The 23,065-nt window shown below is 53.3% G+C and carries 25 protein-coding genes; 2 read left to right on the top strand and 23 right to left on the bottom strand.

Annotated elements, in window-relative coordinates; translation table 11 throughout:
• Window positions 1-29 precede the first annotated feature (29 nt).
• The 20 genes from DW350_RS04565 to trmJ form a co-directional block, all read right to left on the bottom strand.
• Window positions 30-428 (bottom strand): OsmC family protein, encoded by a 399-nt coding sequence (locus tag DW350_RS04565; protein ID WP_115717740.1) that lies wholly within the window; start codon window positions 426-428, stop codon window positions 30-32.
• Between the two features lie 91 nt (window positions 429-519).
• Window positions 520-2,004: a ribosome biogenesis GTPase Der gene (gene der, locus DW350_RS04560; RefSeq protein WP_115717739.1), complete on the bottom strand. Its 1,485-nt coding sequence runs from the start codon at window positions 2,002-2,004 to the stop codon at window positions 520-522.
• A gap of 64 nt (window positions 2,005-2,068) precedes the next feature.
• The gene (bamB, locus tag DW350_RS04555) at window positions 2,069-3,253 is read right to left on the bottom strand and encodes an outer membrane protein assembly factor BamB (RefSeq protein ID WP_115717738.1); all 1,185 of its coding nucleotides are present in this window, start codon (window positions 3,251-3,253) and stop codon (window positions 2,069-2,071) included.
• Window positions 3,254-3,255: 2 nt separating this feature from the next.
• A complete protein-coding gene (locus DW350_RS04550; protein WP_115717737.1) occupies window positions 3,256-3,867 on the bottom strand; it encodes a YfgM family protein in 612 nt (203 codons plus the stop codon).
• A 15-nt stretch (window positions 3,868-3,882) separates the two neighbouring features.
• Window positions 3,883-5,121: a histidine--tRNA ligase gene (gene hisS / locus DW350_RS04545; RefSeq protein WP_226911430.1), complete on the bottom strand. Its 1,239-nt coding sequence runs from the start codon at window positions 5,119-5,121 to the stop codon at window positions 3,883-3,885.
• 94 nt (window positions 5,122-5,215) lie between these two features.
• The gene (ispG, locus tag DW350_RS04540) at window positions 5,216-6,328 is read right to left on the bottom strand and encodes a flavodoxin-dependent (E)-4-hydroxy-3-methylbut-2-enyl-diphosphate synthase (protein ID WP_115717735.1); all 1,113 of its coding nucleotides are present in this window, start codon (window positions 6,326-6,328) and stop codon (window positions 5,216-5,218) included.
• A gap of 12 nt (window positions 6,329-6,340) precedes the next feature.
• Window positions 6,341-7,258: a RodZ domain-containing protein gene (locus tag DW350_RS04535; RefSeq protein ID WP_115717734.1), complete on the bottom strand. Its 918-nt coding sequence runs from the start codon at window positions 7,256-7,258 to the stop codon at window positions 6,341-6,343.
• Window positions 7,258-8,037, bottom strand: coding sequence for a type IV pilus biogenesis/stability protein PilW (gene pilW / locus DW350_RS04530; RefSeq protein WP_115717733.1), 780 nt, complete (start codon window positions 8,035-8,037; stop codon window positions 7,258-7,260). The genes DW350_RS04535 and pilW overlap by 1 nt, the downstream gene beginning before the upstream one ends.
• 28 nt (window positions 8,038-8,065) lie before the next feature.
• Window positions 8,066-9,187: a dual-specificity RNA methyltransferase RlmN gene (gene rlmN, locus DW350_RS04525; protein ID WP_115717732.1), complete on the bottom strand. Its 1,122-nt coding sequence runs from the start codon at window positions 9,185-9,187 to the stop codon at window positions 8,066-8,068.
• Between the two features lie 105 nt (window positions 9,188-9,292).
• Window positions 9,293-9,724, bottom strand: a complete 432-nt coding sequence (ndk, locus tag DW350_RS04520) for a nucleoside-diphosphate kinase (protein WP_115717731.1) — start codon at window positions 9,722-9,724, stop codon at window positions 9,293-9,295.
• 116 nt (window positions 9,725-9,840) lie between these two features.
• Window positions 9,841-10,044 (bottom strand): Fe-S cluster assembly protein IscX, encoded by a 204-nt coding sequence (gene iscX, locus DW350_RS04515; RefSeq protein WP_115717730.1) that lies wholly within the window; start codon window positions 10,042-10,044, stop codon window positions 9,841-9,843.
• A 48-nt stretch (window positions 10,045-10,092) separates the two neighbouring features.
• Entirely contained in the window at window positions 10,093-10,431 is a 339-nt protein-coding gene (fdx, locus tag DW350_RS04510) for an ISC system 2Fe-2S type ferredoxin (RefSeq protein WP_115717729.1), read from the bottom strand.
• Window position 10,432: 1 nt separating this feature from the next.
• Window positions 10,433-12,295: a Fe-S protein assembly chaperone HscA gene (hscA, locus tag DW350_RS04505; RefSeq protein ID WP_115717728.1), complete on the bottom strand. Its 1,863-nt coding sequence runs from the start codon at window positions 12,293-12,295 to the stop codon at window positions 10,433-10,435.
• 14 nt (window positions 12,296-12,309) lie between these two features.
• Window positions 12,310-12,834, bottom strand: a complete 525-nt coding sequence (hscB, locus tag DW350_RS04500) for a Fe-S protein assembly co-chaperone HscB (protein ID WP_115717727.1) — start codon at window positions 12,832-12,834, stop codon at window positions 12,310-12,312.
• Entirely contained in the window at window positions 12,812-13,135 is a 324-nt protein-coding gene (iscA, locus tag DW350_RS04495; RefSeq protein ID WP_115717726.1) for an iron-sulfur cluster assembly protein IscA, read from the bottom strand. The genes hscB and iscA overlap by 23 nt, the downstream gene beginning before the upstream one ends.
• On the bottom strand, window positions 13,136-13,522 hold the full coding sequence (gene iscU / locus DW350_RS04490; protein ID WP_115717725.1) for a Fe-S cluster assembly scaffold IscU: 387 nt from the start codon (window positions 13,520-13,522) through the stop codon (window positions 13,136-13,138).
• 18 nt (window positions 13,523-13,540) lie between these two features.
• The gene (locus tag DW350_RS04485) at window positions 13,541-14,755 is read right to left on the bottom strand and encodes an IscS subfamily cysteine desulfurase (protein ID WP_115717724.1); all 1,215 of its coding nucleotides are present in this window, start codon (window positions 14,753-14,755) and stop codon (window positions 13,541-13,543) included.
• A 28-nt stretch (window positions 14,756-14,783) separates the two neighbouring features.
• Window positions 14,784-15,257 carry a Fe-S cluster assembly transcriptional regulator IscR gene (iscR, locus tag DW350_RS04480; RefSeq protein ID WP_115717723.1) on the bottom strand — a complete coding sequence of 158 codons (474 nt, stop codon included), beginning with the start codon at window positions 15,255-15,257 and terminating at the stop codon, window positions 14,784-14,786.
• A gap of 89 nt (window positions 15,258-15,346) precedes the next feature.
• Window positions 15,347-16,159, bottom strand: coding sequence for a serine O-acetyltransferase (gene cysE / locus DW350_RS19855; protein WP_115717722.1), 813 nt, complete (start codon window positions 16,157-16,159; stop codon window positions 15,347-15,349).
• Between the two features lies 1 nt (window position 16,160).
• Window positions 16,161-16,880, bottom strand: coding sequence for a tRNA (cytosine(32)/uridine(32)-2'-O)-methyltransferase TrmJ (gene trmJ, locus DW350_RS04470; protein ID WP_115717721.1), 720 nt, complete (start codon window positions 16,878-16,880; stop codon window positions 16,161-16,163).
• Window positions 16,881-17,019: 139 nt separating this feature from the next.
• Between trmJ and suhB the strand changes: the two genes are divergently transcribed.
• Together suhB and DW350_RS04460 are read left to right on the top strand one after the other, a co-directional pair.
• Window positions 17,020-17,817, top strand: coding sequence for an inositol-1-monophosphatase (gene suhB / locus DW350_RS04465; RefSeq protein WP_115717720.1), 798 nt, complete (start codon window positions 17,020-17,022; stop codon window positions 17,815-17,817).
• A 114-nt stretch (window positions 17,818-17,931) separates the two neighbouring features.
• Entirely contained in the window at window positions 17,932-19,845 is a 1,914-nt protein-coding gene (locus DW350_RS04460; protein ID WP_115717719.1) for an LTA synthase family protein, read from the top strand.
• A 41-nt stretch (window positions 19,846-19,886) separates the two neighbouring features.
• Here the strand turns inward: DW350_RS04460 and DW350_RS04455 are convergent, their stop codons facing one another.
• The 3 genes from DW350_RS04455 to secD all read right to left on the bottom strand — a co-directional run bounded on the left by DW350_RS04455 (window position 19,887) and on the right by secD (window position 23,043).
• Window positions 19,887-20,141, bottom strand: coding sequence for a hypothetical protein (locus DW350_RS04455; RefSeq protein WP_115717718.1), 255 nt, complete (start codon window positions 20,139-20,141; stop codon window positions 19,887-19,889).
• A gap of 79 nt (window positions 20,142-20,220) precedes the next feature.
• Window positions 20,221-21,186, bottom strand: a complete 966-nt coding sequence (gene secF / locus DW350_RS04450; protein WP_115717717.1) for a protein translocase subunit SecF — start codon at window positions 21,184-21,186, stop codon at window positions 20,221-20,223.
• 9 nt (window positions 21,187-21,195) lie between these two features.
• Window positions 21,196-23,043 (bottom strand): protein translocase subunit SecD, encoded by a 1,848-nt coding sequence (gene secD / locus DW350_RS04445; RefSeq protein ID WP_115717716.1) that lies wholly within the window; start codon window positions 23,041-23,043, stop codon window positions 21,196-21,198.
• Window positions 23,044-23,065: the final 22 nt, after the last annotated feature.

The raw sequence follows: 23,065 nt of genomic DNA, 5'->3' as shown, positions 1-23,065 counted from the left end.
CGGCCTTTTTGTTAGGGGGCAAGCCCTGCTTAGGCTAGCGCCGTGCTAATGCTGACCTCGGTGCTGGTCATCAGCTTATGAATGGGGCACTTATCGCCGATGTCGACCAGTTTGGCCTTTTCGTCATCGCTCAAGTCCCCTGCCATCGCCAGCGTTACCGATAATTGGTATTTGCCTTTGCGCTCCTCACTGTCGTCGCGGCTGACCGTGACGGTGAGCGTTTCTAGCGGCAGTTTTTTATGGCGGGCATAAAGAAAAATGGTCAGTGCCTTACAGGCCCCCAGCGACAAGTCAAAATAGTCGTGGGGGTCGGGCGCGGTGCCCTCGCCGCCCAGCGCTTGGGGCACATCGGCAAACAAGGCGTCAAAGTGTTCAACCTGCACGCGGTGGCGCAGTTTTCCCGCTTCTACGGTTTCAAGGGTGATCATGGCGTTCCTTCGGCAAGTACGGTGCTTCCAGCATAAACCGAAAAATGCCGCGCACCCTAACAACAAAGGCGCCCTTTGGCGCCTTTGTCAGTTACTTGCGAGAGCGAATGTATTTCATCAAGCGCTTACGCTTACGCTGCTGCGACAAGGTCAGGCTGTTTTTCTTGCCGGCAAAGGGGTTTTCCCCTTCTTGGAATTCCACATGGATGGGCGTACCAATAACCTGCAGCGATTTACGGAAGTAATTCATCAGGTAACGCTTGTAAGACTGTGGCAGCTTTTCAACCTGGTTACCGTGAATGATGATCCGCGGCGGGTTATAACCACCGGCGTGGGCATATTTGAGCTTCACCCGGCGGCCAGACACCAACGGCGGCTGGTGGTCGTCTTGCGCCATTTGCATAATGCGGGTCAGCTTAGAGGTAGACACCCGCTGGGTGGCAGACGCAAAGGCTTCGTTAACCGACTCAAACAAGTTACCCACTCCGGAGCCATGTAGCGCCGAGATAAAGTGCAGCCGGGCAAAATCAATGAAGCCTAACCGGCGGTCAAGCTCGCGCTTAATGTCTTCACGGTCGTCCTGGCTAAGGCCGTCCCATTTATTCACCACCAATACCAAGGCGCGGCCAGCGTTGAGCACATGGCCCAAGAGGTTCAAGTCTTGGTCAGACAAGCCTTCGCGCGCGTCCATGGTGAGCAGCACCACGTTGGCGTCTTCAATGGCTTGCAGGGTTTTTACCACTGAGAATTTCTCAACGGTATCGTCAATGCGGCCACGGCGGCGCACACCGGCGGTGTCGATGATGATGTAATTCTTGCCGTCGCGCTCCATGGGAATGTACACCGAGTCGCGCGTGGTGCCGGGCATATCAAATACCACCACCCGTTCTTCACCCAAAATGCGGTTGGTCAGGGTCGACTTACCGACATTGGGGCGGCCAACAATGGCAATTTTTACCGGCAGGTCGGCATAGGGAATGGCTTCGGCTTCTTCGTCGTCTTCGATAGCGTCAACGTCGATAAGCTCCTGGCCCAGCACATCGGCCAGGGCTTCAGAGGCTTCATCTTCCGACTCGGTAATTTTGGCTACGACCGGAATAAGGGCGTTATCTAATAGCTGGGTAACACCACGGCCATGGGCGGCGGCTATTTGCCAAATCTCGCCAAGGCTTAGCCCCCAAAATTCGGCGCAGGCCGAGTCGGCATCGATGCCGTCAATTTTGTTGGCAACCAAGAACACCGGCTTGTTGAGTTGGCGAATATAGCGGGCAATGGCTTCGTCAGCCGCGGTTAGGCCGTCGCGGGCATCTACCAGCATCATCACCACATCGGCTTCTTCCATCGCCAGCAAGGATTGCTTGGCCATGGCAGCGTCGATGCCCTTTTCGTCGCCTTCAATACCGCCGGTATCAACCAGGATGAAGTCATGCTCGCCATAGCGGGCTTGGCCGTATTTACGGTCGCGGGTCAGGCCGGGGTAATCGGCCACCAGGGCGTCACGACTGTTGGTCAATCGGTTGAACAATGTTGATTTGCCCACATTGGGGCGCCCAACCAGGGCCACTACGGGAAGCATGATAGTCCTCTCAAAGCAAAACGGCCGCATGATGCGGCCGCGTATTGTTCCGTTTTCGGCGGACTTAGTCCAGCTTAATCATGTAAATGTCGCCGTCACGTGACTGTACAACCAGTTTACCGTCTACCACCAAGGGGCGCGCATAAAGACCGGAGTCATTAATTTGGTCGCGGCCAAGCAGTTTGCCGGTATCACGGTCGAACCAATGCAGGTAGCCTTCGAAGTCGCCTACAACCACTTTGTTACCTACCACTGTCGGGGCGGTCACGCGGCGGTTAAGCAGCATTGGCTGGCTCCATTTTTCCAAGCCATTACGACGGTCAATATCGTAAAGGGTGCCGGTGGAGTCAGTGATGTAGAGATCGAAACCGTCGATATCCATGGCGCGGTACGACGAATAGTCACGTTTCCACATCGGGCGGCCAGAGCGCATGTCAATGGCAACCAATTCGCCATTATAGGCAATGGTGTACACCACAGGGCCAACCACGATAGGGGAACCGTCAACGTCGCGCAGCAGCTCAAGGGCGTTATCGCCTTTGGCTGGGGAAATAGGTTGTTCCCACGCTGCCAGGCCACTGTCGAGCAGCACGGCTGCCAACTTGCCGTCTGGGGTACCCACCAGCGCGGCACCTTGTACGGTTGCCGGGGCAGACACGCCTCGCAGGGTCAACGACGGTACGTCTTGGTCATAAACCCATTTTTGCTTGCCGGTACCTTCGTCCAAGGCCACCAGTTTGCCAGAGGTAGTGTTAACCAAGATAAGGCCAGCATCAGGCACCGGTGACGCCATGGCTTCGCCAGGCACTTGTGCGGTCCACAAGGTTTTACCGGTTTTCTCATCCAGGGCGTAAACAAAGCCATTTTCAGAGCCGATGTAAACCTTACCAAAGCCGGATGATACACCACCGGACAAACGCATGTCGGAACGGTCACCAAAGAACGACTTGGCGGCACCTAAATCCACTTTCCAGATGGTATCGCCATTGGTGGGATCTAAGGCTTCAACCACCCCTTCACGAGAGGCGGCAAAAATTTTGTCGTAGTTGTAGTTGGGCGCCAGGTTAGTGAAGTAATCACCAACACCGTCACCCACAGAGGTATCCCAAACCACGGAATCATCGACTTTATTGTCAAAAGGAACCAATACCGCAGGTTTACGTACTTCTTCGCTGGAACTACAACCCACCAGGGCAACAGTAACCAGCGCAACGCCGGCCAATGCCGACCATTTAGACCATCCGCTCATGCTTAGCCTTTGCTATCCAAAGATTCGAGTTTTAATTGCAAGGCCGGGGAGCCTTCCTGACCGGTCATGGCTTCTTGATAGGCACTACGAGCCGCAGCCAGGTCGCCTTCCTTGACGGCGATATCACCCAAAAGTTCCTTTGCATCAGCTTCGTATGCTTTATTTTTGACCAAGGCCACAGTGGCTTTCGCCCCTTTCAAATCGCCTTTAGCCAATTGAACACGGGCTTTACGCAGGTTAAAAATGGACTTCAGTACGTCGGTGTCAGCGTGAGCAACCGCTTGGTCAAGGTACACCAGGGCTTTGTCCAGCTGGTTCTTGTCAACGGCGTCTTTAGCTAGACGCGCCGCCATCATTGAAGGGTATTCACCGGCGGCGTCTGATTTGACAAAGGCTTCACCGGCAGCGAGGTCGCCAGATTCTACTTTTTTCAGGGCAACGGCATAGGCCTCAGAGGCTTTCTCCTGATTGCCACTTTGGTGGCCGCTATACCAGTGCCAACCATAGATGGCAGCCAAAGCAATAACGACACCGGCAATCACGCCGTTACCGTGTTCGCCCCAAAAGCGCTTAATCGCTTCAACTTGTTGTTCTTCGGTGCTGTAAATTTCCACGCCGGATTATCCTTTTTATCGTTGTTCGAGATGGCTGGCTAGTTGCGCCATATCAACAGTGTTTTGAGTGCCATCTTTAAGATCCTTCACGGTAACCTGGCCTGCGGCCAATTCGTCATCGCCAAGGATCAAAGCCCAACGCGCCCCGCTTTTATCAGCGCGTTTAAGCTGCTTCTTGAAATTGCCGCCACCACAGTGGCACATCAAACCCAGCTCTGGCAACTGCTGGCGCAGCTGCTGCGCGAGGGCAAATGCCTGACGTTCTGCCGCTTCACCCATGGGGCAAAGATAGGCATCCACCACCGGCTTCACTTGCTCGGTTTTACCTAACGCCTCAACCAACAGCACTAAGCGTTCCAGGCCCAAACCGAACCCCACACCTTGGGTGGCTTTGCCGCCCAGCTGTTCCACCAAGCCGTCATAGCGGCCACCGGCACAGACGGTGCCTTGTGCCCCTAAACTGTCGGTGACCCATTCAAAAACGGTGCGGTTGTAGTAGTCCAAGCCACGCACCAAGCGCTCGTTGATGCGGTATTCGATACCCACTTGCTCCAAAAGTGCCTTAAGACCTTCAAAATGTGCTTTTGACTCTTCATCCAAGTAATCGTGCAGACGCGGCGCGTCTTTCAGCACGGCCTGGATGTGGGGGTTTTTGGTATCCAGCACCCGCAGTGGGTTGGAGTACATGCGGCGCTTGGCGTCTTCGTCCAGCACATCAACATGCTGTTCCAAAAAGGCAATAAGCACGTCACGGTACTTGGCGCGGGCTTCACTGCTACCAAGGCTATTGAGCTCTAAGGTTACGTGTTCTCTGATGCCCAGCTTTTCCCAGAGGGTGGCTGACAGCAAGATGACTTCGGCATCAATGTCGGGGCCAGCCAAACCGTATGCTTCCACCCCAAACTGGTGGAATTGGCGATAACGGCCTTTTTGCGGGCGCTCATGGCGGAACATCGGCCCCATGTACCAAAGGCGCTGCTCTTGGTTGTACAACAGCCCGTGTTCAATACCGGCACGCACCGCACTGGCGGTGCCTTCAGGACGCAGGGTCAGGCTGTCGCCGTTGCGATCGGCAAAGGTATACATTTCCTTTTCAACGATATCGGTGACTTCACCAATAGAACGTTTAAAAAGGTCGGTGGATTCGACGATGGGGGTACGAATTTCGCTGTACCCAAAAGACGAAACGGTGGCACGAATAGCGCTTTCTACGTACTGCCACAGCGGTGATTCGCTGGGCAGACAGTCATTCATACCACGGATGGCTTGGATGCTTTTCACTTAAGGACTCGGCAATCAAAAGTGCCCAAAGTCTTAGCCTTGGGCAGGTTAGTGCATCAACTCGGAATTAATCCTGGCTCTTGGTGGGGATCCGCTGGTTCATGAAAGCCACTTTGGCCCGAATACGGGCTTCCAGTTCATCAACCAGGTTGTCGTTATCGAGACGCTCTTTTTGGCGTTCGCCATCGACATAATAACCGCTCTTACGAGTGGCCCCTGCCAACCCTAGATCAGAGACCAGGGCTTCACCCGGGCCATTAACCACACAGCCTATCACAGACACGTCCAGAGGTGTGGTGATGTCTTCCAGGCGATTTTCCAAAGCGTTAACAGTGCCGATAACATCGAACTCTTGGCGAGAACAGCTAGGGCAAGCAATAAAGTTAATGCCGCGGGAGCGGATACGCAGGGATTTGAGGATATCAAAACCGACTTTTATTTCTTCAACCGGATCGGCGGCCAGCGATACCCGCAGGGTGTCGCCAATGCCTTCACTGAGCAGCATGCCAAGGCCAATGGCCGATTTTACCGAACCACTGCGGGCGCCGCCGGCTTCGGTAATACCCAAATGCAAAGGCTGCTTAATCTGCTTGGCAAGTAAACGGTAGGCGCCAACGGCCAGGAAAACATCAGAGGCTTTGACCGACACTTTGAACTGGTCAAAATTAAGACGGTCGAGAATGTCCACATGGCGCATGGCAGACTCCACCAGCGCTTCTGGTGTCGGCTCGCCGTATTTTTCCTGAATGTCTTTCTCTAAAGAGCCGCCGTTGACACCGATACGAATAGGAATGTTTTTATCGCGAGCAGCATCGACTACGGCGCGAATACGTTCTTCCTTGCCGATATTACCCGGGTTGATACGCAGGCAGTCGGCACCGTATTCCGCCACTTTTAAGGCGATGCGGTAATCGAAGTGGATGTCGGCAACTAACGGAATATTGACCCGTTCTTTGATGGCCTTAAAAGCTTCGGCGGCTTCCATGGTGGGCACAGACACCCGTACGATATCGGCACCGACCCGCTCAATGGCTTCAATTTGCGCCACTGTGGCTTCCACGTCGGTGGTACGGGTGTTAGTCATGGACTGCACGGCAATGGGCGCCCCGTCCCCAATAGGTACCTTACCTACGTAAATACGGGTAGATGGACGGCGCACAATGGGCGACTCATGCTGCATAGCTTACTCGACTCAGTTTTTGGGCAGAGTCAGCTTCGCAAGGTGACTGGCTCTAAAGCCCGATAAATCTACTGGTTGCCCCTGGAATGTCATGGTGACAGTTTCCGGAGCCCCCAACCTTATTGAATAGGGTGCCTGTGCATCCAAGGTGAAAGATTGACCTTTGGTTTTCACCCCTTCAAGCACTCTTTTACCGGTGGCATCTTCGATTCTAACCCAACAATCGCCACTAAAGGAGATCTCTAGCGTTTTGGTTGCCGCCACCGGTGCCTGCGCTTGCGCTGTGACAGGCTCTGCGGCAGCGCTATCAGCCGCAGTATTGGTGCTATTAGCTTGTGATTGTGCTGGCGTATCTTGCGGATTATCACCGCTGGTGTTGTCTTCAGCCACTGCATCATCGGTACTTTGGCCAAGGTCGACACCGTCATCACTGCCGGGCTGCGCTTGCTGCGGGTCGGCCGGGGTAGCCACTTCGGTCTTCGCTTGCGCTTGGGTAGCCGGGCCCTTATTAACCACGCTACTGGTTGATGTTGCTTGCTGGTAACCGAAATAAATCAGCACCCCAACAAAGGCCAAGCCTATCAGCCAGGTGACAATGGTTAGCCAACTGTCGGATTTTTCGCGGGAGGTGCGTTTAGAAAAGCTTTGCATATTGCTCTCGACCTGGCTTTTTAAGCGGTCGGAGCTCAGTTCTGCCATCACGTCCTGCTCTTGTAACTCCAGCAAGCGGCAATAGGCACGAATGTAGCCCTTGGTGTAGGTGGCCGGGGAATTGCGATCGTAATCGTCCTGCTCCAGCTTCTCGACCACAGAGGCTCTGAGGTTAAGGCGCTTGGCAACATTATCAATGGTCCATCCCCGCTCTTCTCGGGCCTGGCGCAGTAGCTGGCCGGCACTAAGCGTGTTGTTCTCTTCGCTTGGTTCTGCCATCAGTAATCATTACTCCGATATTGTTGGCTGAATGGTGAGTCAGGGAATTTTGAAATAAGTTCCTCACCATATTGCTGAACGCCCTGTTGATTGCCGGTTCGTTTGGCTAATTTAAGACCAAGAAACAAACTTTGCGGGCTGGGCCTGGCGATACGCTCATAGCGGCTAAGATACCCACGGGCACCGGCATAATCACCTTTTGCGAACAGCACTTCAGACATGCCTAATAGAGAAGCGGCACGACGAGCATCATGACTTAAGGCGCTGGCGTAAAATTGTTCAGCATCGCCCAAGTTACCTTCTAACCGAGAACAGGTACCGGCGTTTTCATAAGCACCCGCCACTTTGATATAGCCAGGCGCCTTGACCGCCTTAAGAAAATATTTCACCGATTCGTCGTAGCGGCCAATGCCGCACAAGAAGGCCCCGAAATTATTCAGCGCTTCTCCATTATCTGGGTCGAGGTCGATAGCACGGCGGTAAGCTTGTTCAGCCAACGCCGTTTCACCCACCTTTTGGTAGTAGTAGCCCAGGCTGTAATAAACCTGCGGCATTTTTGGCGCGTATTCCTGCGCCTTTAAGAGGTTCATCTTGGCCTGGGCGGTATCGCCATTGCGAAGGTATGCCAGGCCAAGCTGCATGCGGGATTTGGCTGCCGCGATAGGGTCGAACTCTTTAGGGGTAACCGGGTTACCTTGGCTGTCATAGGTTTGGGTGACACAGCCCCCCACAGCCAATAGCAAGGTCAGAATGAAGAGTCGAGCGCGGCGGTTCGCCATAATCGAGCCTGTGTAATCTGTTGAGATCTCACACCATTTTTACTGAAATACCGTCACCTTGCATCTGTTTTTTCAGAACCCGTTTAGTGCGGTCGACCACATCACCGGCCAACTGACCACAGGCAGCGGCAATATCATCACCGCGGGTTTTACGTACTATTACGGTAAAGCCGTATTCCATCAACACCTTAGAGAAACGGTCGATGCGAGAGTTGGAACTGCGGCCGTAAGGTGCGCCTGGGAAGGGGTTCCAGGGAATAAGGTTGATTTTGGCAGGCGTATCTTTCAAGCACTTGGCTAACTGATGCGCCTGTTCCATGGAGTCATTGATGTGATCAAGCATCACATACTCTACGGTCACCCGGCCCTTGTTGGCGTTGGATTTGGCCAAGTAGCCACGAACCGAGGCCAGGAAGGTTTCGATATTGTATTTTTTGTTGATAGGCACAATTTCGTTGCGAAGCTCGTCGGTGGGCGCATGCAGGCTAATCGCCAGCGCCACATCAATCATATCGCCCAGTTTATCCAGCGCCGGCACCACCCCGGAGGTAGAAACCGTGACCCGTCGTTTCGACAAACCATAGGCCAAATCGTCAAGCATCAGTTCCATGGCGGGCACGACGTTAGCCATATTCAATAGCGGCTCGCCCATACCCATCATCACCACGTTGGTAATGGGTTTGATGTTGGAATTGGCTTGCGGGCCCAGTACTTTGGCGGCACGCCAAACCTGGCCAATGATCTCGCTAACCTTAAGGTTACGGTTAAAGCCTTGCTGGGCAGTCGAGCAAAAGGTGCATTCAAGGGCGCAACCGACTTGTGACGACACACACAGCGTAGCCCGGTCTTTTTCAGGAATATAAACCGCTTCCACTTCCTGACCACCCGACACAGTAAGTGCCCACTTGATGGTGCCATCACTGGAACGCTCTTCCTGGGAAATTTCTGGCGCCTTAACCACACAACGGGCTTTCAGTTTTTCCCGCAGTACCTTGTTGATGTTGGTCATGTCATCAAAGTTATCGACCCCGAAGTGGTAAATCCACTTCATCACCTGTTCGGCACGAAAGGGCTTTTCATCCATTTCGGCGAAAAAAGCACGCATCTGTTCGCGCGTGAAATCCAACAGGTTGATTTTGCCTTCACTCATGGCATGACCTCAGTTACTACGGCTCGACGGCCGGGCATTGTACAGTTTATAACCACAACAACAAAGGGGGGCAGAGCCCCCCTTTGCAGTATAAAACGCTTTATTTTAGCGAGTGCGAGCGCAAACTTCAGTTTCAGTAAAGAAGTAGGCGATTTCGCGAGCGGCAGATTCTTCAGAATCAGAACCGTGCACAGCGTTTTCGTCGATGCTTACCGCGTAGTCGGCGCGCAGAGTACCCGCCAGAGCCTCGGAAGGATTGGTCGCACCCATGATTTCACGGTTTTTCAGAACGGCGTTTTCACCTTCCAGAACCTGAACCATGATCGGGCCAGAAGTCATGAAATCAACCAGGGCTTTGAAGAAAGGACGCTCTTTATGCTCGGCGTAAAAACCTTCAGCTTGCTCGCGAGACAGGTGCTGCATTTTAGCGGCAACAATTTTCAGACCAGCGGTCTCAAAACGGTTATAGATAGCACCGATCACGTTCTTGGCTACAGCGTCAGGCTTGATGATGGAGATGGTACGTTGAACAGCCATGGGGCTCCGTCCTCAACAAAAATTAGGGTTTAGGGTTCTAAAATGGCCGCACAGTATATGCCAACTTTAGGGCCCTGAAAATGTCGGACTAATGACAACGACCGATTTTCCTACAATTAGCCTTCAAATTCGTCCAACCAGATCATGAAAATAGCTTCCAAGGTGCGCTCATTAGACGCTTGGGGGTCATCGTCAAAGTCTTCTAAAGCACAGATCCATTGATGCATATCGGTAAAGCGTACCGTTTTTGGGTCAAGTTCGGGGTCACGGTCATAGAGGGCTTCGCCCAATTCACGTGTGTCGGTCCACTTCAGGCCCATGATGCTCTCCTTTACGGCGTTAAAAAAGGCACCCAAAGGTGCCTTTTTTTAGTGTTCTTCCCGCGCCAGGTTGATGGTGTATTTGGGTATATCCACCACCAAGTCGTCGTCAGCCACTTTGGCTTGGCACGACAAACGCGATTCCGGCTCAAGGCCCCAGGCTTTATCAAGCATGTCGTCTTCTAATTCGTCAGATTCTTCCAACGAATCAAAACCTTCACGCACAACCACATGGCAAGTGGTACAGGCACAAGATTTCTCGCAAGCATGCTCAATCTCGATGCCATTTTTCAACGCCACATCCAGAATGCTCTCGCCTTTGGCCGCCTCTACCGCCAAGCCATCTGGGCAAAGTTCTGCATGGGGTAAAAATACAATCTTGGGCATCTTACACCTCGTCTACTTTATGGCCAGCGAGGGCCTTACGAATACTGTCATCCATACGGCGCGCAGCAAACTGCTCACTGGCTTTGTCAACGGCTTCAATAGCCTCTTTAATGGCATCAGGATCGCTACCCTCTGCCGTTTTCGCCAGCACCTTAAGGGCGCCAATAATCGCTTGCTGTTCGTCACCGGCCAGTAAGCGGTCGCCGTCAGCGGCCAGCGCCGACACCAGAGCCTCGTTAACGCGGCGCGCTTCTACTTGCTGCTCGGCAAGCATCCTGGCCGCCATATCGTCTTTGGCGTTGGTCATGGCGTCTTGGATCATGTCCGCCACTTCGGTGTCAGATAAACCATAAGACGGCTTAACCTGAATACTGGTTTGATGGCCGGTGGATTTTTCCATCGCGGTAACCGACAACAAGCCATCAGCGTCCACTTGGAAGGTAACCCGAATATGGGCCGCACCAGCCGCCATCGGCGGAATATCCGTCAGCACGAAACGGGCAAGAGAGCGGCAGTCTTTCACCATTTCCCGCTCACCTTGCAGCACGTGCATGGCCATGGCGCTTTGGCCATCTTTAAAGGTGGTAAATTCCTGCGCCCTTGCCACCGGAATGGTGGTGTTACGGGGTACGATTTTTTCCACCAAGCCGCCCATGGTTTCAAGCCCCAGCGACAGCGGAATAACATCCAATAGCAGCAATTCGCTATCGGGTTTATTACCCACCAATATATCGGCCTGAATGGCAGCGCCAATGGCCACCACTTCGTCAGGGTTGATGCTGGTCAGTGGCTCTTTTGCGAAAAACTCGCCAACGGCGCTACGCACCCGAGGCACCCGGGTAGAACCGCCCACCATCACCACTTGTTGCACCTCTTGGTGTTCAACTTCGGCATCGCGTACCGCGCGGCGGCAAGCCAGCAAGGTGCGTTTAACCAGCGGTTCAATAAGGGCATCGAACTGTTCGCGGCTCAGTTCAGCCGTCAACGACTCACCATCAAGGGTCAGGCTAATGGTGGTGCTGGCATTAGCCGTCAAGGCCTCTTTGGCATCACAAGCCGCGCTTAAAAGTGCCCTTTCGGCCACAGTGCTGAGCTTGTCGGCCAATTGCCATTCGCCGCGCAGCCAATCAACAACGCAGTGATCGAAGTCGTCGCCACCCAGGGCGGTGTCGCCGCCGGTAGCCAGTACTTCGAACACGCCTTTTGACAGGCGCAGAATGGAAATATCAAAGGTTCCGCCGCCAAGGTCGTAAACGGCAATCACGCCTTCTTGGCCAGAGTCGAGGCCATAAGCCACAGCAGCAGCGGTGGGTTCATTCAATAGGCGCAGCACTTTAAGGCCCGCCAGTTCAGCGGCGTCTTTAGTGGCTTGGCGCTGGGCATCGTCGAAATACGCCGGCACCGTGATCACCGCGCCCATCAAATCGCCGCCTAAAGCCGCTTCACCACGCTCTTTTAGCGCAGCGAGAATGTGCGACGACACTTCAATGGGGTTTTTAGGACCTTGCGCCGTTTCGATGCGGGGCAAGCCATTTTCGGTGGCAGAAAAATGATAAGGCAGTTTCGGGTAGCGCTTTTGAATATCGGCCAGCGAACGCCCCATAAAGCGTTTGACGGAGATAAGGGTGTTTTCGGGGTCCTGGGCTGCTTTGGCTTTGGCCGCCTGCCCTACTAAGCGTTCACTGCCGTAATGCACCGCTGACGGCACTATAGCCTGGCCATCGGCGCCCTTAATGGTAACAGCGGTGCCACTGCGCACAGCAGCAACAAGAGAATTGGTGGTACCCAGGTCAATGCCCACCGCCAGACGATGTTCGTGCGGGGCGGCGCTTTGGCCGGGTTCAGCGATCTGAAGTAATGCCATGAAAGTTCGCTATGTCAGTAGTCGAGCAAAGACTCTTCTAGCCGCTCGATCTCGATAAGCATTTTGTCCACAAACTTGAGTTTGCGAACCGTATCGGCGGCCGCATCAAAATCTTGCTGGCCGTAGAGGGAGGTAAATTCCTGGTGCAGCGCAGCCCTGGCATCAAGAATGGTCTTGCGCATGGCATCGATACCGTCGGCATCTTCGATATCCATTAACGCTTCTCGCCATTCCATCTGCTGCATTAAAAAGGCGGTGTCTTTTAAGGTCCGGCTTTCGTCAGCCAGTTCAACACCGTTAAGGCTTAGCAAGTATTCAGCACGGCGGGTGGCATGACGCAAAGTATCGAAAGCATCATTCAGCATCGCCGTTTTTGCTAGGGCTTGGGCCCGGTCGCGCTCTGAGCCGGAGGCAAAACGGTCCGGATGCAGGGCGGCGGCCAACCGACGATAGCGGCTGGCCAGCTCGTCTTTATCCAGCTCAAAGCTTTCGGGCAGGTCAAAGAATGCAAAGTGGTTAGACGGTGAAGGACTCGCCACAGCCACACTCCCCTTTGGTGTTGGGATTGTTGAATTGAAAACCTTCGTTAAGGCCCTCTTTGACGAAATCCAACTCGGTGCCATCAAGGTAGACCAAGCTTTTATGGTCGATGATGACTTTCACGCCACGGTCTTCAAAGACCTCGTCGTCAGGGTTGGTACCGTCAACAAATTCCAGCACATAGGCCAAGCCGCTGCAGCCGGTGGTACGCACGCCTAAGCGTACGCCCACCCCCTTGCCGCGATTGGCCAGGAAGGTCGAAACCCTGTTGGCTGCAGTCTCGGTCAAGGTAATGGCCATTTATGCCTGCCCCTTCTTGCTCTTGTAGTCAGCAATGGCTGCCTTGATGGCGTCTTCTGCCAAAATAGAGCAGTGAATTTTCACCGGCGGCAACGCCAACTCTTCAGCGATAGCGGTGTTTTGCAGCGCTTCGGCTTCGGCAATGGATTTGCCTTTGACCCACTCGGTAACCAGTGAGCTAGATGCAATGGCACTGCCGCAACCGTAGGTTTTGAATTTGGCGTCTTCGATGATGCCGTCATCATTGATCTTCAGTTGCAGGCGCATAACGTCACCACAAGCCGGCGCACCAACCATACCGGTAGCGATGCTGGGGTCGTTTTTATCAAACGAACCCACGTTGCGGGGGTTTTCGTAGTGGTCAATGACCTTTTCACTGTATGCCATGATAAGGCTCCTTCAATATTAGTGAGCGACCCAGGCGACCGATTCAAGGTCGACACCGTCTTTATACATTTCCCACAGCGGCGACAATTCGCGCAGGCGGCCTATGGCTTCTTTGACACAGGCAATGGTGTAATCCACATCTTCTTCGGTAGTAAAACGGCCGATAGAGAAGCGAATGGAGCTGTGGGCCAATTCGTCATTGCGGCCAATGGCGCGCAACACATAAGACGGTTCAAGGCTCGCAGAAGTACAGGCAGAACCGGAAGACACAGCCAGGTCTTTCAGGGCCATCATCAAGGACTCGCCTTCAACAAAGTTAAAGCTGATGTTGATGATGCCAGGCACATGGCTGGCCAGGGTGCCGTTAAGATGCACTTCTTCAAGGTCCTTAACGCCATCCCAAAGTTTGTTACGAAGCGCGCTGATACGCTCGCCTTCGGCGGCCAACTCTTCTTTGGCGATACGGGCAGCTTCGCCCATGCCAACGATTTGGTGCGTAGCCAGGGTGCCGGAGCGCATGCCGCGCTCATGGCCACCGCCATGCATTTGCGCTTCGATACGAATGCGCGGTTTACGGCGCACATAAAGAGCACCGATGCCTTTAGGACCATACATTTTGTGGCCGGAGAGCGACATCAGGTCGATTTTAAGCTCGTTAAGATCGACCGGGATCTTACCGGCGCTCTGGGCGGCATCAACGTGGAAAATCACGCCTTTACTGCGGCACAGCTCGCCAATGGCGGCCACATCTTGAATAACACCCAGTTCGTTATTGACGTGCATGATGGACACCAGCACGGTGTCGTCACGCATGGCGCCTTCAATCTGTGCAACCGGGTGCAGGCCGTCTTCGTTAGGGGCCAGATAGGTTACTTCAAAACCTTCACGCTCTAATTGGCGACAGGTATCAAGCACGGCTTTGTGCTCAATTTTTGAGGTAATAATGTGCTTGCCCTTTTTCTGATAGAAATGGGCAGCGCCTTTAATGGCTAGGTTGTCTGACTCGGTAGCACCTGACGTAAAGACGATTTCGCGCGGGTCGGCACCAATCAGCTCGGCAATATTGCTGCGCGCTTCTTCAACCGCCTCTTCGGCTTGCCAGCCAAAGCGGTGAGACCTGGAGGCCGGGTTACCGAAGTAGCCGTCCATTGTCAGGTATTGCATCATTTTTTCAGCAACGCGGGGGTCTACCGGGGTAGTTGCCGCGTAATCCAGATAAATTGGAAGCTTCATTGCGTTCTCCGTTACTGCCTCGCCACGCTCACATTTGGCACTGCACGGTTATGCTGTCTTTTTGGTGATGGCTTTCCTGACGGCTAGCCAGACCACGAATTTCTTTTTTGGCAACCAAATCGGCCAACGAGATACCGTCTAAAAACAGGCTGATTTGCTCACTCAAGTTCGACCACAATGAATGTGTCAAACATTGGGTGCCGGCCTGACAATCGGCTTTGCCTTGGCACTTGGTTGCATCGACCGACTCATCGACCGCTAAAATCACTTCGCCAACGCTAATGTCGCCAGCGTCCTTACCCAAGCGATAACCACCGCCAGGGCCACGCACGCTAGAAACAAGCTCTTGACGCCTGAGCCGGGAAAAGAGCTGCTCCAGATAGGACAAGGAGATCCCCTGCCGCTCGGATATATCCGCCAAGGACACCGGGCCTTCATCAAGATGAAGAGCCAAGTCCAACATGGCGGTGACGGCATAACGTCCTTTGGATGTCAGTCTCATCAGTACTACCGGCCTTTGTGAATGTTGACCTTATTTTCCCAAACCTGAGTAAATTGGTCAACTATTACCACCAGCGATTACCTTTATCGTTAAATGCTGGGGTCAAAGCGGTCTAAATCACGCTGCCGTTTTTCAGCGGCTTCTTGCTCATCGCTGGCAAATTCTTGTAAATCGATATCGGGTAATTTTTTCTCACAAACGTCGCCACCCAGGTCATTAATGGCGTGGCACAGCGAGTTCACCTTACCGTCCACCACATGTAAATGGTCGAGCAGCGCACCAATGGCTTTGGCAACAGGATCGGGGTTGTCTTGGGAAACGGCATAAGCGTCAAAGCCATATTTTTGCGCCATTAACTGCCGTTGCTCAGAGGTTTGAAAATCCTGCTGCGCCACAATGCGCCCGGGAATGCCCACGGCGGTCGCCCCGTCTGGCACATCTTTAACCACCACCGCATTGGAACCGATGCGGGCATTATTACCAATAAGCAATGGCCCCAGTACCTTGGCGCCAGCACCAATGACCACACCATTGCCCAACGTTGGGTGGCGTTTACCGGCTTTCCAGGAAGTGCCGCCCAAGGTCACGCCATGATAAAGGGTGCAATCGTCACCAATTTCGGCGGTTTCACCAATCACCACGCCCATGCCATGGTCAATAAAGAAGCGGCGGCCAATTTTGGCGCCGGGATGAATTTCAATACCGGTGAGAAACCGGCTGAGATTAGAACAGGCTCTGGCCAGCCATTTGGCCTCTTTTTGCCAAAGCCAATGGGCCAAGCGATGCCACCACACCGCATGTAACCCGGGGTAACTGGTAAAGACTTCAAAGGCGTTACGGGCTGCAGGGTCGCGGTCAAAAACGCTATTAATGTCTTCTTTAATGCGCTGCAAAATGCCCATGTCAGTCTCGCTTGAGTCGCAGAATCGACGACAAAATGCCCCGCAGTGTATTTAATTCATGTTCGTCTGGCCGGCTGCGGTTAAATAAGCAGCGCAGCTTTTCCATCACTTTGCCTTGGTGGGCTTTAATTAAAAAACCGCTGTGATCGAGCGCCTGCTCAAGGTGGCGATAAAACCCTTCCATGGCTTCGGCAGGCGGATGGGCAGGCAAGGGTTCGTCAGCCGCAGGCGTTGCTGCCAAAAAGGCCATTCGCACTTCATAACAAAGGATTTGCACCGCCTGGGCCAAGTTAAGCGAGCTGTACTCGGGATTGGCATCAATGCAGACATGAAAATGGCACTGCTGCAGCTCTTCGTTGGTCAGGCCGCTGCGTTCACGGCCAAACACCAAAGCCACCTCGCCAGCTTGGCTTTCAAGCTGCGCTTTTTCGCCCAATTCGCGGGGGCTGAGCATTGGCCAAGGCAGGGTACGTGAACGGGCGCTGGTACCGGCCACCAAGTTACAATCTGCAATGGCCTCACCGAGGGTTTGCACAATGCTGACATCCCGTAATACGTCACTGGCACCGGCGGCAAGGGCCGACGCCTGGCCGTCAACTTCACATTGCGGATCAACAAGATAAAGACGGGAAAGCCCCATCGTTTTCATGGCTCTTGCCACAGAACCAATGTTGCCTGAATGCGTGGTACCCACCAGTACGATACGAACTTTATCTAGCATTACCTGAGTGCAGCAGTCGGAAAAGGAAGGCAGTTTACCACAAGCAAATTTGAGCTGGGTCGCTTTTCTTTTGCAAGGACTCTTGCTAGAATTCGCGCCCGCCGATTTGGCCGTTCTTTTTTAATTTGGTGAGACGCTAATGCATCCGATGCTTAATATAGCGGTGCGCGCTGCGCGTGCTGCCGGCAACTTTGTCGCTAAGTCTTTCGAACAACCTGAAAAGGTTGAAGCCCAGTCCAAAGGCACCAATGATTGGGTAACCAATGTAGACAAAGAGGCTGAGCGCCTCATCATTGACACCATTCGTCGCTCCTACCCCGACCACGCCTTCGTGGGTGAAGAAGGCGGCGCTCAAGGTAACAGTGACTACCAATGGGTTATTGACCCCTTAGATGGCACCACCAACTTCCTGCGCGGCATCCCGCATTTTTGTGTCTCCATCGCGCTGCGCGTAAAAGGCAAAACCGAACAAGCCGTGGTTTTTGACCCTATTCGTGGCGAACTCTTTACCGCCAGCCGCGGTATGGGCGCCCAGCTTAACGGCAAGCGCTTGCGCGTTACCCCAGTAAAAGAACTCAGTGGCACTATTTTGGCAACCGGCCTGCCTTTTAAACAACCGCAGCATTACAGCAGCTACATGGGCATTTTCACTGCTGTTTTTGAAAAAGCCGCCGACGTGCGCCGCAGCGGTTCTGCCGCCCTGGATTTAAGCTACCTGGCTGCCGGCCGTATTGATGGCTTTTTTGAGCTGGGTTTAAAACCTTGGGATATCGCCGCTGGCGAACTGCTGGCCCGTGAAGCTGGCGCCATCGTTACCGACTTTACTGGCGGCCACGATTACATGAAGAGCGGTAACATTGTGGCGGCACCGGCCCGCATGTTGCCGGCCCTGTTAAGCGTGATTAAGCCTCACCTCACCGACGCGATTTCACGCTAAACCGAAACCTTGAGAAAAAGCGCCGAATGGCGCTTTTTTTATGCGCTCAAAAATAAACAAATTTTTAAGCTTTTCTGCCGATAATAGTGATATCTGCCTGCCAAGAGTCTTTTAATGCGCGCTTTAACCCTTCGCTTTATTGCTGCCAGTTTAATTGTTCTTACCCTCAGCCGCTTGGGCCTGGCCTTTTGGCAGTGGTCCAGGGTTGAAGCCAGCGGTGGCTTATGGCCGCTCGTTGTTGGCGGCTGGCGAATAGACTTAAGCGTGTTGGCCATACTCACGGTGGTGCCGTTGGTGCTTGCTTGCTGGCTCGGCCACCGCCAACTGCCCACCCGCCTGACAGCCTGGTGGTACCGGCTTTGTTTCGTGCTGCTGGTATTTATGGAAGTGGCGACACCGCAGTTCATTCTGGAGTACGACACTCGGCCAAACCGGCTCTTTTTTGAATATCTCACCAGCCCCCACGAAGTTTTTGCCATGTTATGGGAAGGCTACAAAGGGGTGCTGGCGCTATTCCTGCTGGTAATGGTGGTTGCTGTTTGGCTGGCCAAAAAACTCTTCCCTGTGACTACCGACAAAAAGGCACTGCCTTGGGCGGCCCGTTTTGGAGGTTCGGTGGCGATGTTCTTGCTGTGCTTTATCGCTGCCAGAGGCACTTTAGAGCATCGGCCACTGAACCCGTCACTGGTTGCCTTTAGCGACGACCGTCTGGTTAACACCTTGGCTCTGAACTCTTTTTACAACACGGCTTACGCCGCTTATCAGCTTAAAAATGAAAGCTTTGCCGGTGACGCCTACGGCAAAATGCCAGTCGATGATGTGATTAGCCGTGTTCGTACCTTATCTGGGCTGCCAGCCAAACCGCAGTTTCCCAAACAGCCAAGCCTGCATTACCAAAAGGCGACAACGTCCCTCGGCCAGCGCCCAAATATCGTGATCATTGTTGAAGAGTCACTAGGGGCGCAATTTGTCGGTAGCCTGGGCGGCGACAACCTGACCCCAAACCTCGATAACCTCGGCAAACAAGGCTGGTGGTTTAAAAACGCTTATGCCACTGGAACGCGTTCGGTACGCGGCCTAGAAGCCATAACCACCGGCTTTTTCCCTACCCCTGCCCGGGCAGTATTAAAGTTACCCAAGGCGCAAAGCGGCTTTTTTACGCTGGCTAACCAGCTTAAGCAATTTGGTTATCGCAGCCGTTTTGTCTATGGCGGCGAGTCGCATTTTGACAACATGAAAAACTTCTTTCTGGGCAATGGCTTTGACGAGATCCACGACTTGCCAACCTTTACTAACCCCCGTTTTATCGGCTCCTGGGGCGCCAGCGATGAAGACATGTTCGCTGAACTTAATGGCTTGTTGGCTAACGACACCCAGCCTACCCTGACCGTGGCCTTTTCGGTTTCCAATCACAGCCCTTATGAATACCCGCAGGGCCACTTCCAGCCCGTGGGTGACCCGGCAACGCGCGCCAACGGTGCCCGCTACGCCGATTGGGCCCTAGGGCAGTTTTTTGCCAAGGCCAAAACCGCAGCCTATTGGCAAAATACCCTCTTTTTGGTGATTGCTGACCACGATTCCCGGGTTTATGGCGCCAATGCGGTACCGGTGAAGCATTTTCATATCCCGGCTCTTATCCTCGGCCAAGGTGTAAAGCCTCGCCAAGATACGCGGTTAGTTAGTCAAATCGATATGGCACCTACCTTGTTATCACTGGCGGGAATAAGTAGCTACACACCGATGCTGGGCCAGGATCTGACGCAACAGTCGCCAAACCGTGCCTTGATGCAATATGGCAACAGTTTCGGCTACCTCAAAGATGACATCCTCACTGTGCTGCGTATTGATAAAGCCCCGGAGAATTACCGCTACAGCCAAGGAAAGCTGACACCAATACCCACACAGCCACAGCTAAACCAAGACGCACTGGCTTACGCGCTTTGGCCCAGCATTGCTTATCGTCAGGGCTTCTATGCCCAAACCCATCAGCAGCAACTGGCCTTAGCAGCAAAGAAAAATCGCCAATAAAAAAAGCGGGCACAGCCCGCTTTTTTTTATTACCTACATCATCAGTTGCCGTTGTTGTCTTGGGCCGTGTTTTGCAGGCGGTGAATGTCATCTTGGCCATCCCGCTCTGCGGCTTTTATTTGTTCACGGGTGCGGCAGACTTTTTTGGTGATCATGCTACCAAGGGGCTTTTCATAATCGCAGATAAGATGGTCGTTTTTACCATTATCAACCTTGGCCGTTTTCGCGTGCTGACTGCCTGCGCAGCCAGCAACAAGTAAGACGGCAACGGGAAGCATTAAACGCAAGGCGCTCATAACCTGTCCTTGAAAAATGAGGAAGAAATAAGCTAACAAAAAGGGAGCCCTGAGGCTCCCTTTTTTATATTGCAGAATGTTAAGGCATAGGGTCGAGGTCGGCCCCTTCCTTTTCCACCACAGTTGGCATCAAGTCTTGCTTGCTCAGGCCCATTTTCAGCGCCACAGAGGAGGCGATGTAAATAGAGGAGTAAGTACCAACAGTAATACCCATCAACAAGGCTGCCGCAAACGCATGAATCACAGGACCGCCCACCGCGAAGATGGCAATAACCACAAACAAGGTGGTGGCAGAAGTCATGATGGTACGGCTTAAGGTAAAGGTCAGGGCGTTGTTGGTGATCTCAATGGGTGTCCCTTTACGAATTTTGCGGAAGTTTTCCCGAATACGGTCAAACACCACAATGGTATCGTTAAGGGAGTAACCAATCACCGTCAGCACCGCCGCCAGTACCGTTAAGTCGAACTGGATATTAAGCAGTGAGAAGAAACCAAGAGTAATGGTCACGTCGTGGAACAATGCCACTACCGAGCCCAAAGCCAGTTTCCATTCAAAACGAATAGACACATACAGCAAGATACACAGCAGTGCCACAAACACCGCCAGACCACCTTGTTGTACCAATTCGTTACCGACCGCGGGGCCAACAAACTCAATACGTTTTAAGGTAACGTCTTCGCCGCCTTTGGCCTTGATGGTGGCTACCACTTTGTCGCCCAAATTGGACGACTTGGCATCGGCAGTGCCGTTGGCTTCTTCTTTCGGCGGCGGCATACGAATCAGTACGTCACGGCTGGTACCAAAGAACTGCACCGAAGACTCTTTATAACCACCTTCGGCCAGTTCTTTACGAACCTTATCTAGGTTGGCAGGTTGCGCGAAGTTCACTTCAATCAAGGTACCGCCAGTGAAATCCAGGCCCCAGTTAAGGCCCTTGAACACCAGAATACCGATAGAAGAGCCCACCAGGATCAGCGACAAAATCGCGGCTGGCAGGCGCAGCTTCATAAAGTTGACGTCGCTTTTGAAATTAAAAAACTGCATGACGTCTCCTTAAATGGACAGCTTCTCGACACGGCGACCGCCGTAGACGAGGTTAATGACAGCACGAGTACCGACGATAGCGGTGAACATGGATGTCAAAATACCAATGCCCAAAGTTACCGCGAAACCTTTCACCGGACCGGAGCCAATACCAAACAGGATAAAGGCGGTGATCATGGTGGTGATGTTGGCATCGGCAATGGTAGAGAAGGCATTGGCATAGCCGTTGTGAATGGCTTTTTGCACCCCTACCCCGTCCCGCAGTTCTTCACGGATACGTTCGAAGATAAGCACGTTGGCATCCACCGACATCCCCACCGTCAACACAATACCGGCAATGCCCGGCAAGGTTAGGGTGGCGCCAGGAATAAGCGACATGATGCCAACAATCAAAATCACGTTCATTACCAACGCCAGGTTGGCAACCAAGCCAAAGGCGCGGTAGTAAATGGCCATGAAAATGAGAATGGCAACAGAGCCGTAAATCAGCGAGTTCATACCGTCTTTAATGTTTTGCGCGCCCAAAGACGGGCCAACGGTACGTTCTTCAACGATTTGGATAGGAGCCATCAAGGCACCAGAGCTGATTTGCTCGGCCAGCCAGTGCGCCTCTTGGGTGCTGCCAATGCCGGTTACCCGGAAGCTGCGGCCCAAACGCGCCTGAATGGTAGCCACCTGAATAACTTCAACGTCCTTTTTCAAGGTCGGTTTGCCATCAGGGCCTTTTTTATCGGTCGGACGATATTCCACCATGACGGTTGCCATCGGCTTACCGATGTTGTCTTTGGTGGCGCGGCTCATTAAGTCGCCGCCTTCAGAGTCGAGCTTGATGTTGATCTGCGGACGCTGATATTCGTCAAAGCCAGATTGCGCATCTTGGATGTGCTCACCGGTCAGCATGATGCGTTTTTTCACCAATACCGGGCGACCACTGCGGTCTTTGTAAAGCACAGAACCCGGCGGTACATGGCCAGCAACGGCTTCGGCCACATCATGCTCGGTATCCACCATGTGGAATTCCAAGGTCGCGGTACCGCCCAAGGCACGCTTGGCTTGCGCCGCATCTTGTACCCCTGGCAGCTCAACCAAAATACGGTCGGTGCCCTGGCGCTGTACCAAGGCTTCGGCCACACCCAGGCTGTTTACCCGGTTACGGATAACCGTGATGTTCTGAGTCAGGGCGTAGTTTTGAATTTCTTTAACTTTGGCAGGGGTGCGAGTGAGGGTGATGCTGTTGCCGTCACGCTCAATTTGATAATCGCTGCCATCGTTCTTTTTCAAGTACGCTTCGGCGTTGTCGGCATTTTCGCTGTCACGCAAGGTGACCTTCATTTTGCCGGGGCTCACACGGCGAATGCCGGTGTAGCGCACTTTTTCTTCACGAAGACCGGTACGCAGGTCAGATTCGAGACTGTCATCGGCCTTATTAATGGCCTCAGGCATGTCGACCTGCATTAAGAAATGCACACCACCGCGCAAATCCAAACCCAACTTCATGGGGTTGGCGTCAATATCGCGAAGCCAGGCCGGTGTGGAGGGTGCCAGGTTCAGCGCGACGCTGTAATTGTCCCCTAGGGCCTTGGTAATCGCTTCTTGGGCTTTAAGTTGGCTATCGGTATTGCTAAAACGGGCCAACAACAGGCCGTTTTCAACAGAAACCGATTTGGCCTGCACTTTATCTTGGCTTAACGCCGCCCTTACCTTGTCCAGGGTGCTGTTATCAACAACAGCGCTACGAACCCCGGAAACCTGTATCGCCGGGTCCTCAGGATAGAGGTTTGGCGTTGCATACAGGAACCCGATGACGACCGCGACGATCAGCATCAGGTACTTCCACAGCGGGTATTTATTCAACACACCAGCCTTCCTTCTCTTTATT

The organism is Gallaecimonas mangrovi, from assembly GCF_003367375.1.
GTDB lineage: Bacteria > Pseudomonadota > Gammaproteobacteria > Enterobacterales > Gallaecimonadaceae > Gallaecimonas > Gallaecimonas mangrovi.
The sequence above is the reverse complement of the archived record's forward strand: the minus strand, read 5'-3'. Positions and strand labels throughout refer to the sequence as shown.

Bases quoted from the DNA above. Each gene is read 5' to 3' on its own strand.
- iscR (WP_115717723.1), bottom strand. From the start codon at position 15,257: ATGAGACTGACATCCAAAGGACGTTATGCCGTCACCGCCATGTTGGAC.
- cysE (WP_115717722.1), bottom strand. From the start codon at position 16,159: ATGGGCATTTTGCAGCGCATTAAAGAAGACATTAATAGCGTTTTTGAC.
- DW350_RS04460 (WP_115717719.1), top strand. From the start codon at position 17,932: ATGCGCGCTTTAACCCTTCGCTTTATTGCTGCCAGTTTAATTGTTCTT.
- ndk (WP_115717731.1), bottom strand. From the start codon at position 9,724: ATGGCTGTTCAACGTACCATCTCCATCATCAAGCCTGACGCTGTAGCC.
- DW350_RS04485 (WP_115717724.1), bottom strand. From the start codon at position 14,755: ATGAAGCTTCCAATTTATCTGGATTACGCGGCAACTACCCCGGTAGAC.
- ispG (WP_115717735.1), bottom strand. From the start codon at position 6,328: ATGCAGCATGAGTCGCCCATTGTGCGCCGTCCATCTACCCGTATTTAC.
- DW350_RS04535 (WP_115717734.1), bottom strand. From the start codon at position 7,258: ATGGCAGAACCAAGCGAAGAGAACAACACGCTTAGTGCCGGCCAGCTA.
- rlmN (WP_115717732.1), bottom strand. From the start codon at position 9,187: ATGAGTGAAGGCAAAATCAACCTGTTGGATTTCACGCGCGAACAGATG.
- hscA (WP_115717728.1), bottom strand. From the start codon at position 12,295: ATGGCATTACTTCAGATCGCTGAACCCGGCCAAAGCGCCGCCCCGCAC.
- iscA (WP_115717726.1), bottom strand. From the start codon at position 13,135: ATGGCCATTACCTTGACCGAGACTGCAGCCAACAGGGTTTCGACCTTC.
- DW350_RS04455 (WP_115717718.1), bottom strand. From the start codon at position 20,141: ATGAGCGCCTTGCGTTTAATGCTTCCCGTTGCCGTCTTACTTGTTGCT.
- iscX (WP_115717730.1), bottom strand. From the start codon at position 10,044: ATGGGCCTGAAGTGGACCGACACACGTGAATTGGGCGAAGCCCTCTAT.
- iscU (WP_115717725.1), bottom strand. From the start codon at position 13,522: ATGGCATACAGTGAAAAGGTCATTGACCACTACGAAAACCCCCGCAAC.
- bamB (WP_115717738.1), bottom strand. From the start codon at position 3,253: ATGAGCGGATGGTCTAAATGGTCGGCATTGGCCGGCGTTGCGCTGGTT.
- hisS (WP_226911430.1), bottom strand. From the start codon at position 5,121: ATGAATGACTGTCTGCCCAGCGAATCACCGCTGTGGCAGTACGTAGAA.
- suhB (WP_115717720.1), top strand. From the start codon at position 17,020: ATGCATCCGATGCTTAATATAGCGGTGCGCGCTGCGCGTGCTGCCGGC.
- der (WP_115717739.1), bottom strand. From the start codon at position 2,004: ATGCTTCCCGTAGTGGCCCTGGTTGGGCGCCCCAATGTGGGCAAATCA.
- DW350_RS04565 (WP_115717740.1), bottom strand. From the start codon at position 428: ATGATCACCCTTGAAACCGTAGAAGCGGGAAAACTGCGCCACCGCGTG.
- pilW (WP_115717733.1), bottom strand. From the start codon at position 8,037: ATGGCGAACCGCCGCGCTCGACTCTTCATTCTGACCTTGCTATTGGCT.
- secF (WP_115717717.1), bottom strand. From the start codon at position 21,186: ATGCAGTTTTTTAATTTCAAAAGCGACGTCAACTTTATGAAGCTGCGC.
- fdx (WP_115717729.1), bottom strand. From the start codon at position 10,431: ATGCCCAAGATTGTATTTTTACCCCATGCAGAACTTTGCCCAGATGGC.
- trmJ (WP_115717721.1), bottom strand. From the start codon at position 16,880: ATGCTAGATAAAGTTCGTATCGTACTGGTGGGTACCACGCATTCAGGC.